The organism is Tepidimonas sp., from assembly GCF_029335975.1.
In the GTDB taxonomy this organism is placed as follows: Bacteria; Pseudomonadota; Gammaproteobacteria; order Burkholderiales; family Burkholderiaceae_C; genus Tepidimonas.
The window spans coordinates 1-9,130 of sequence record NZ_JARJMT020000115.1; the positions used below are offsets into that span (position 1 = coordinate 1).

The following is a 9,130-nucleotide window of genomic DNA, read 5'->3' on the forward strand; positions in this document are numbered from 1 at the left end:
GGCCCGCGCCGGCGAGGCAGGACGCGGTTTCGCTGTGGTGGCCTCAGAAGTGCGCAATCTGGCCAGCCGAAGTGCCGAGGCCGCACGCGAGATCAAGGCCTTGATCAGCGATTCGGTGACCAAGGTGGGCACCGGCAAAGACCAGGTGGATGCTGCCGGCACCACGATGGCCGAAATCGTGCAGAGCATCGAACGCGTCACGGAGTTGATGCGCCAAATCGCCACATCCAGCGCCGAACAGGCGAATGGACTCGGGCAGATCAACCAGGCCGTCGCGCTCATGGATGGAGTGACGCAACAAAATGCTGCCTTGGTGGAAGAGGCATCAGCGGCTGCAAACACGCTGCGCGAGCAGGCGCAGCAGCTGATGCAGCGGGTGGGCCGCTTCCGGCTGGGATGAAACGGCACGGCGCTTCGCCGCCTGCCGTCGGTCAGTGCGCCTGCTCCCAGTTGGCACCAACCCCCACCTCGGCCACCAGCGGTACACGCAAGGTTGCGACGGCGGCCATCAGGCGCGGCACCTCGGTGCGCACCCAGTCGATCTCGTCCGGTGGCACCTCGAACACCAATTCATCGTGCACCTGCAGCACCATGCGGGTGCGGCGCTGCTGCTCGTCCAACGCGCGCTGAACCGCCACCATGCTCATCTTGATCAGGTCGGCGGCCGTGCCCTGCATCGGCGCATTGATGGCCGCGCGCTCGGCTGCGGCCCGCCGCGGCCCGTTGGGGGAGTTGATTTCGGGCAGGACCAGACGGCGGCCGAATACCGTCTCCACATAACCGCGCGCTTTGGCCTGGGCGCGCGTGCTGTCCATGTAGTGACGCACTCCTGCAAAGCGCTCGAAGTAGCGCTCGATGTAGTTTTTGGCTGCTGTCGCGTCGATACCCAGCGCCTTGGCCAAGCCGTAGGCGCTCATGCCATAGATGAGCCCGAAGTTGATGACCTTGGCATAGCGGCGCTGCTCGGGACTGACCAACTGCGGCGGCAGGCCAAATACCTCGGCGGCGGTGGCGCGGTGCACATCCTGGCCTTCGGTAAACGCGCGCAGCAAGGCTGCGTCCTCGCTCAGGTGTGCCATGATGCGCAGCTCGATCTGCGAATAATCAGCGCTGGCGATGGACCAGCCCGGGGGCGCGACGAAGGCCTCGCGGATGCGCCGCCCCTCGGGCGTGCGGATGGGGATGTTCTGCAGATTGGGGTCGTTGCTGGCCAGCCGCCCCGTGACGGCCACGGCCTGTCCATAGTGGGTGTGCACCCGCCCCGTAACCGGGTGGATCATGCCAGGCAGCTTGTCGGTGTAGGTGCCCTTGAGCTTGGACAGGCTGCGATGCTCGAGGACGCGCGCGGGCAGCGGATAGTCCTCGGCCAGCTTTTCCAAGACCTCCTCGTCGGTGCTGGGTGCGCCGGTGGCGGTTTTCTTGATCACAGGCAAGCCGAGCTTGCCGAAGAAGATTTCACCGATCTGCTTGGGAGAGCCCAGGTTGAACGGCTGGCCCGCCAGCGCGTGCGCCTCGGCCTCCAGCGCGGCGATGCGCTCACCCAGTGCCTGGCTTTGCCGTTGCAGCGCCTGGGCATCGATGAGCACCCCCTGGCGCTCCATGCGAAACAGCACATCGGAGACGGCCAGCTCCAACTCGTAGATGCGCAGCAGGGCCGGCTCGGTCTGCAGGCGGGGCCACAGCACCTGATGCACGGCCAGGCACATTTCCGCATCCTCGCAGGCGTAGGGGGCAGCGCGCTCCAGCGGCACCTGCGCAAACGGAATCTGCGCCGCTCCCTTGCCACACAGATCCTCATAGCTCAGGCCGCGGCGCCCCAGGTGACGTTCGGCCAAGCTTTCCAGGTTGTGGGGCAGGTGCACCTCCAACACATAGCTCTGCAGCAGGGTGTCGTGGACATAGCCGCGCACCTCGATACCATGGTTAGCCAGGACATGCCGGTCGTATTTGATGTGTTGCCCGCACTTGGGGGCAGCGGCATCCTCCAGCCAGGGGCGCAGCCGCTCCAGCACCGCATCGAGCGGTAACTGCTGCGCCGCGCCCGGGCCGTCGTGGGCGAGGGGAATATACGCCGCCTCGCCCGGTGCCACACTGACCGACAGCCCCACGAGGCGGGCACGCATCGCATCCAGGGAGGTCGTTTCGGTGTCCAACGCCACCAGGGGCGCAGTGCGCAGGCGGGCCAGCCATGCGTCGAGCGCGGCCCAGTCCAGCACCGTCTCGTAGCGCAGAGCGGGCGCAGGCGGCGGATCGCCAAACAGCGCAACCTGCGCCGCTGTGGGGGCTGGGGCAGCTTCGCCGCCCAGCGCCCGGGCCAGCCCCTTGAAGCCATAGCGCTCATAGAACGAGCGCAGCGCGTCGGTGTCGGGCGCGCGCTTGCGCAGCGCCTCCAACGACGGCAAGCCGGGCACATGGCCATCCAAATCGCAGTCGGTGCGTATCGTCAGCAATTGGCGAGCGGTGGGCAGCCAGTCCAAGGCGCGCCGCAGGTGAGCGCCGACCGCTCCCTGGATTTCGTGGGCGTGTGCAACGATGGCGTCGAGAGACCCGTAGGTCCGCAACCACTTGGCCGCCGTCTTCGGCCCAACCTTCTCCACGCCAGGCACATTGTCGATGGCGTCACCCACCAGGGCCTGAAAATCCACCATCAAGCGGGGAGGCACGCCAAACTCCGCCTCCACCCCGGCGACGTCGCGCACCTTGCCCGTCATGGTGTCGATGATGGTGATGCGATCGTCCACCAGTTGGCTGAGGTCCTTGTCGCCACTGGAGACGATCACGCGCCAGCCTTGGTATGCCGCCGTCTTGGCCAGGGTGCCGATCACATCGTCGGCCTCCACCCCGGGCACATCGAGTACAGCCAGCCCGAGCAGGCGAATGACCTCATGAATGGGGCCGATCTGGCCACGCAGCTCATCCGGCATCGGGGCGCGGTGCGCCTTGTAGTCCGGATAGAGTGCGTCGCGGAATGTCGGACCAGCCGCATCGAACACGACCGCGATGTGGTCACAGGGATATTCCTTTTGCAAAGCTTGCAGCATATTGATCATGCCGCGGATGGCCCCGGTCGCGGGGCTGGAGGGATCGCCAGGCACGGCCCTGAGATCAGGCATGGCGTGATAGGCACGGTACAGGTAGCTGGAGCCATCCACCAGCACGAGCAGCGGGGCAGCGGGGTCGCGATCGGTCATGGCGCTATTGTGCATGGCCGATTGCCTACAATCGGCCTGTTATGCCTCGACCGTCCCGCTCCCACACGCCAGATGGCCAGCGTCCCGCCAAGGACGCTGGATTTCCCCTGCAGCCGCGCTGCGCCATTGGGGTGGCTGCCGTGCTGCTCGCCTGCGCTGCGACGGCGCAGCCCGCCGGCAGCCCTCCGCCGACAGCAACGGCCATGGCGCCGGAGCCCAAGGTCGAGCGCCTGGTGCAGCAAGACGGCCACAGCCGCATCGAGGAGCTGCGCGTCGGCGGCCAAACCCGCTCGATCGATGTGCACACCCGCTCCGCCCTGCCGGGATACGAGGTCCGTCCGATCGACCCTGGCGTCGAGGACCAGCGCTCGGGGGCTGGATCGCGCCGCTGGCGCGTGCTGGCATTTTGACCCGCCATGGCTGTCTTCACCGAGGTGGGCCGCGACGAGGCCGCAGACCTGATGCAGCGGCTCGGCCTGGGCCGCCTGGTCGACATGGCAGGCTGCGCCGGGGGCATCGAAAACACCAACTATTTCGTCAGCAGCGAGCGCGACGGCCAACGGCACGAATGGGTACTGACCCTGTTCGAGCGGCTGTCCGCGCAACAACTGCCGTTCTACCTCTATCTGATGAAGCATCTGGCGGGCAAGGGCATCCCCGTGCCGGATCCGCAGGCCGATGCGAACGGTGCCATCCTGCATACGGTGCGGGGCAAGCCTGCTGCCGTGGTCAACCGGCTGCACGGCCACCACGAGCCAGCCCCCGGCCCAGAGCACTGTGCCCAACTCGGCGCAATGCTGGCGCGCATGCACCTGGCGGGTCAGGACTACGAGCGCGAGCAACCCAATCTGCGTGGGCTGGCATGGTGGAACGAGACTGCGCCGGTGATCCTGCCTCACCTGACCCCGGAGCAAGCGGCGCTGCTGACGGCCGAGCTGGCCTATCAAAACCACGTCGCTGCCTCCCCTGCGTACCAGGCTTTGCCGCGAGGTCCCATCCACGCCGATCTGTTCCGCGACAACGTCATGTTCGAGGACGGGCGCCTCAGCGGTCTGTTCGATTTTTATTTCGCGGGTTGCGACACCTGGCTGTTCGACATTGCGGTGTGCCTGAACGACTGGTGTATCGACCTGACCCGCGGCGCGACGGACCCCGTGCGTACGCAGGCCCTGCTCGACGCCTACCAATCGATCCGCCCACTGACCGCCGCCGAGCGCGAGCTGCTGCCCGCGATGCGCCGTGCCGGTGCGCTGCGGTTCTGGATTTCGCGCCTGTGGGACTGGTACCTGCCCCGGCAAGCAGCCGTGCTCAAACCGCACGATCCCACCCATTTCGAACGGGTGCTGCGCGCCCGCCTGGCCGAGTGTTGATCCCCACACACCCCCGATGAAGCTGCACCGCGTTCCCGCCCGCACCGGATTGCTCTGGGTCCGGCTGGGCCTGCGTACGTTTATTCGCCAGCCCCTGGCCATGGCAGGGCTGTTCTTCATGTTCATCATGGGAGTGAGCGTGCTTGCGATGGTACCGCTGCTGGGCGCGCCCCTGGCCCTGGCACTGCTGCCGGCGGCCACGCTGGGTCTGATGGCTGCGACCAAAGAGGCCGACAGCGGCCGCTTTCCCATGCCTGCGGTGCTGGCCAGCGCCTTTCGCGCCAGCCGTGAGCGCGTGCGGGCCATGCTGCTGCTCGGCGGGCTGTATGCCCTGGGGTCCGCTGCGGTGATGGCGCTGTCGGCCTGGCTGTCTGGCGCACCCATCGTCACGACCCTCGATGGGACCGAGACCACGCTGAACGAGCCTGCCGTGCTGCGCAACTTGGCCTGGCAGGCGGTCCTCTACATTCCCCTGGGCCTGATGTTCTGGCATGCCCCGGCCCTGGTCCATTGGCATGGCATCCATCCCGTCAAGGCCTTGTTTTTCAGCCTGGTGGCTTGCTGGACCAACAAAGGGGCGCTGCTGCTTTTCATGCTCGGCTGGTCGGCCGTGTTCCTCGGGGTGTCGCTCATACTGGTGCTGCTGGCGTCTGCACTGGGGGGAACGACAGCGATGCAGGTGCTGGTGTTTCCGGTGGCATCGCTGCTGAGCGCGGCGTTCTTCACATCGCTGTATTTCACCTTCCGCGACAGCTTCCTGACCGACGAAGGCGAGCCGCCCGCCTGACGCTTGCCCGAGCAGACCCGCAGCCACTGGCGGGCGAGCACGCGATCAGACCACGGGGGTGAGCTTGGCGACGGCCAGCGCCAGCCACTTGGTGCCGTGGCGCCGAAAGTCCACATGGGCTCGGGCATCGGCCCCCTGCCCCTCGATGGCCAGCACCCGGCCTTCGCCAAATTTGCTGTGAAAGACCGTCATCCCGGTGCATATCTCGGCCCCGCTGGCGCTGACGGCCGGCTCGCTGCGCACCGTTGCCCGGGAGATCGGAATAGCCGCCATACCAGCCGGTCGATCGTCGTTCAGACCGCTGCGGCCCCAGGCGGGCTGTAGGGACGATGCCGCAGCCCCTCCAATCGCCCAGGCGCCGCCGAAGCCACCCGCTTCGCGACCTCGGCGCGGGCTGAGCCATTGCAAGCTGTCCTCCGGTAATTCGTCCAAAAACCGGCTGGGGATGTGGTAGCGCATTTGCCCGTGCAGCATGCGGGTCTGCGCGTGGGTCAGATAGAGCCGCCGGCGCGCCCGCGTGATGGCGACATACATCAAGCGGCGCTCTTCCTCCAGCCCGTCGAGGCTGGATAAGCTGTTTTCATGCGGAAACAGCCCTTCCTCCAAACCCGTGATGAAGACGGCGTCGAACTCCAGCCCTTTGGCCGCGTGCACCGTCATCAGTTGTACGGCCGCCTGTCCGCTCTGCGCCTGGTGATCCCCAGCCTCCAGCGCGGCGTGGGTCAGAAAGGCGACCAAGGGGCTTACCGTCTCACTGCCATCGGCCTGGGTCTGCGCCCCGGTGGACAGCGGCAGCACCGGCCCAGTTTCGTCCAGCGGCAGCGCGACCGCCTCGCGGCCAAAGCCTTCCTGACGCACGAAACTCTCTGCAGCGTTGACCAGTTCTTCCAGGTTTTCGATGCGCTCGGCCCCCTCGCGCTCGGCGCGATAGTGTTCCAGCAATCCGCTGTCGACCAGCACCCCTTCGATGATTTCCCGCAGCGGACGGCCTGCGCTGCGCTCGCGCATCACATCCAGCTTGGCCACGAATGCCACCAGATGGGCGCCGCCCTTGCCCCCGACGGCGGTAACGGCGTCGTGCAGCGAGCAGCCCGCCTCGCGCGCGGCCTGCTGCAGTTGCTCGATGGTGCGCGCCCCGATGCCGCGCGGCGGAAAATTGACCACACGCAAAAAGCTGGTGTCGTCATGCGGATTTTCCAGCAAGCGCAGATAGGCCAAGGCATGTTTGATTTCGGCGCGCTCGAAGAAGCGCAGCCCCCCATAGACACGATACGGAATGCCGGCGTTGAACAGTGCGCCTTCCAACGCCCGGCTCTGGGCGTTGCTGCGGTAGAGCAGCGCAATCTCTTGCGGCGGCACACCGTCTTGGCGCATGAGCTGGCGAATCTCGTCGATCACCCACTGTGCCTCGTCGTAGTCGCTGGGCAGCTCCACGACGCGCACCCGGTCGCCTTCGCCCTGCTCGGTGCGCAGATTTTTGCCCAGGCGCTGGCGGTTGTGGTCGATCAGGTGATTGGCCGCGTGCAGGATGTGCCCGACGCTGCGGTAGTTTTGCTCCAGCTTGATGGGGGCGTCGATGCCAAACTCGCGCACGAAGTCACTCATATTGCCCACGCGCGCACCGCGAAAGGCGTAGATGCTCTGGTCGTCGTCGCCCACCGCCATCACCGCATTGCCGCATGGGACGAAGCGCCCCCCCGACTCGTTGCCGGCCAGCAGTTTGATCCACGCATACTGCAGCCGGTTGGTGTCCTGAAACTCGTCGATCAGCAGGTGGCGAAAGCGCCGCTGGTAGTGCATCCGCAGGGCTTCGTGGTCACGCAACAGCTCGTAGGAGCGCAGCATCAGCTCGCCAAAGTCCACCACCCCCTCGCGCTGACACTGCTCCTCGTAGCGATGGTAGAGCTCGATTTTCTGCCGCGTGTCCTCGTCGCGCGCGATCATGTCTGGCGGACGTCGCCCTTCCTCTTTGGCCGCAGCGATGAACCACTGCAGTTCCTTGGGTTTGACGCGCTCCTCGTCGATACCCAGGGCCTTGAGCAGCCGCTTGATCGCGCTGAGCTGGTCCTGCGTGTCCAAGATCTGGAAGGTTGCCGGCAACCCCACCAACTGATGGTGCGCGCGCAGCAGTCGATGGCACAGGCCGTGGAAGGTGCCGATCCACATGCCGCGCACATGGATCGGCAGCAGGGCCGACAGGCGCGCCACCATCTCCTTGGCGGCCTTGTTGGTGAAGGTCACCGCCAAAATGGCGCCGGGCGAGGCCTGCCCTGTGGCCAGCAGCCAGGCGATGCGGGTGGTGAGCACACGTGTCTTGCCCGAGCCAGCGCCGGCCAGTACCAGCGCATGCACTGGCGGTAAGGTGACAGCGGCGAGCTGTTCCGGGTTGAGCGCGTGCAGCAGCGGATGATCGGGCGGCAGGGACGGTGGGGCCCGATGCGGGCTGGTCCCGTCGGCGAACGAATCGGTCATATCACGATTGTAGGCAGCGGCTGCGCTCAACAGCCCCGCAGCGGCGGCCTCAGTTGCGCAGGCGCTGCGGCGGCTCCAGCGTGATCTCCACACGCCGGTTGAGCGCGCGGCCCTGCGGCGTGTCGTTGGAGGCAAGCGGTCGTGTATCCGCCAGACCGGTCGCGCGCAGGCGTGTCGGGTTCAGGCCCCGGGCCTCGAGCTGGCGCACGACGCTGCTGGCCCGCGCGGCGGACAACTCCCAGTTGGAGGGGAAACGGGCGGTCTGGATGGAAATGTTGTCCGTGTGGCCCTCCACCACGATGGTGTAGTCCGGCACACGGTTGAAGGCGGGCAGCAGCCGATCGATGATGGCCTGCCCCGCCGGGGTCAGCACCGCCTCGCCAGAGGGGAACAGCACTTCGGACGGGATACGCAAGCTCACCCCCTCATCCCGCACCAGCACCTGGATGTCCTGGCCCAGGTCCCCGAGCGCGAGCGGCGCAGACGCGGCAGGCTGGTCCGCAGGCGGGGCATCGGCACCCGGTCGCGGTTCAGGCGCATCGGGCTGGCGTTGCTCGGCGGGGTGTGTTCCGGGACCAGGCGTGGCCGATGGCCGCTCGAGCGGCGGCACAATGCTGCCCCCGCCGCCGGGCAGCACCTGACCAGCCACGGCCGGCACCTGCCCCTGCGCCTCGGGCCGGCCCAGCGGCGGCTTGCGCTTGATCGGCTCCGAAAACGCCAGTATCACCACCAGCATGACGAGCAGCAGGGTCACCACATCCAGGTAGGTAATCAGCCAGGCTTCTTCCTCCGGCACAGGGTCGGGGTCGGCGTGCCAGCGCTGGTAGCGCCCTTTTTGCAGGGGGCTGGGCCGGGACGGCGCAGTGGGCACTTGGGCGGGTGCTTGCTCAGGCGTCGGCCTCGGGGCGCCGGCCGTCCCGTTGCGCGCCGCCTCCAGGGCGCGGCCCAGGGCTTCGTGCAACTGGCGCTCGTTCACGGCGTGCGCCCTTCGGGCCGGCCAGGTGCGCGCGCGGCCCCAGTGCCACCGCCGGGCGCCGTCGGGCCCGGTGTGGTGTCGCGGATTTCGTCTTCGTGGTGCGCGACGAAGGAGTTGAGCGTCTCGCGCATAAGCGACGGGCTGCGGCGCGCGCACATCATCGAAATGCCATGCAACACCATGTTCATGAGCACGAAGCGCTGCTCGGTGCGGCGCTCCAGCTTGACGGCCTAGGGCTTGTACACCAAGTTGGACTGCAAATTGCCGTTAAACGTGGTCATCTGGGCCACCGCCAGGTGCTTGACGGTCACGAACAGTTCCCCGCAGGCGACCT

8 protein-coding genes are annotated in these 9,130 nt (G+C 67.0%); 4 read left to right on the top strand and 4 right to left on the bottom strand.

Features of this window, described 5'->3' with window-relative positions; translation table 11 throughout:
* The coding region (locus tag P3W97_RS06345; protein WP_300844893.1) for a methyl-accepting chemotaxis protein at window positions 1-400 on the top strand (400 nt) is incomplete at its 5' end.
* A gap of 31 nt (window positions 401-431) precedes the next feature.
* On the opposite strand, the gene polA is transcribed toward P3W97_RS06345, so the two are convergent.
* The gene (gene polA / locus P3W97_RS06350; RefSeq protein ID WP_300844895.1) at window positions 432-3,191 is read right to left on the bottom strand and encodes a DNA polymerase I; all 2,760 of its coding nucleotides are present in this window, start codon (window positions 3,189-3,191) and stop codon (window positions 432-434) included.
* 41 nt (window positions 3,192-3,232) lie between these two features.
* Between polA and P3W97_RS06355 the strand changes: the two genes are divergently transcribed.
* The 3 genes from P3W97_RS06355 to P3W97_RS06365 are packed head-to-tail and all read left to right on the top strand — an operon-like array spanning window position 3,233 to window position 5,348.
* Entirely contained in the window at window positions 3,233-3,601 is a 369-nt protein-coding gene (locus P3W97_RS06355; RefSeq protein WP_300844897.1) for a hypothetical protein, read from the top strand.
* 6 nt (window positions 3,602-3,607) lie between these two features.
* Entirely contained in the window at window positions 3,608-4,561 is a 954-nt protein-coding gene (locus P3W97_RS06360) for a homoserine kinase (protein WP_300844899.1), read from the top strand.
* Between the two features lie 16 nt (window positions 4,562-4,577).
* A complete protein-coding gene (locus P3W97_RS06365; protein WP_300844901.1) occupies window positions 4,578-5,348 on the top strand; it encodes a BPSS1780 family membrane protein in 771 nt (256 codons plus the stop codon).
* 45 nt (window positions 5,349-5,393) lie between these two features.
* Here P3W97_RS06365 and P3W97_RS06370 read toward each other — a convergent pair whose 3' ends face one another.
* The 3 genes from P3W97_RS06370 to P3W97_RS11055 are packed head-to-tail and all read right to left on the bottom strand — an operon-like array spanning window position 5,394 to window position 8,990.
* On the bottom strand, window positions 5,394-7,820 hold the full coding sequence (locus tag P3W97_RS06370) for a UvrD-helicase domain-containing protein (RefSeq protein WP_300844903.1): 2,427 nt from the start codon (window positions 7,818-7,820) through the stop codon (window positions 5,394-5,396).
* Between the two features lie 49 nt (window positions 7,821-7,869).
* Window positions 7,870-8,796: an OmpA family protein gene (locus P3W97_RS06375; RefSeq protein WP_300844905.1), complete on the bottom strand. Its 927-nt coding sequence runs from the start codon at window positions 8,794-8,796 to the stop codon at window positions 7,870-7,872.
* Window positions 8,793-8,990, bottom strand: a complete 198-nt coding sequence (locus P3W97_RS11055) for a hypothetical protein (protein ID WP_367184598.1) — start codon at window positions 8,988-8,990, stop codon at window positions 8,793-8,795. Before P3W97_RS11055 ends, P3W97_RS06375 begins: the two co-directional genes overlap by 4 nt.
* Window positions 8,991-9,130 lie beyond the last annotated feature (140 nt).

Bases quoted from the DNA above. Each gene is read 5' to 3' on its own strand.
- P3W97_RS06365 (WP_300844901.1), top strand. From the start codon at position 4,578: ATGAAGCTGCACCGCGTTCCCGCCCGCACCGGATTGCTCTGGGTCCGG.
- P3W97_RS06355 (WP_300844897.1), top strand. From the start codon at position 3,233: ATGCCTCGACCGTCCCGCTCCCACACGCCAGATGGCCAGCGTCCCGCC.
- P3W97_RS06370 (WP_300844903.1), bottom strand. From the start codon at position 7,820: ATGACCGATTCGTTCGCCGACGGGACCAGCCCGCATCGGGCCCCACCG.
- P3W97_RS06360 (WP_300844899.1), top strand. From the start codon at position 3,608: ATGGCTGTCTTCACCGAGGTGGGCCGCGACGAGGCCGCAGACCTGATG.
- polA (WP_300844895.1), bottom strand. From the start codon at position 3,191: ATGACCGATCGCGACCCCGCTGCCCCGCTGCTCGTGCTGGTGGATGGC.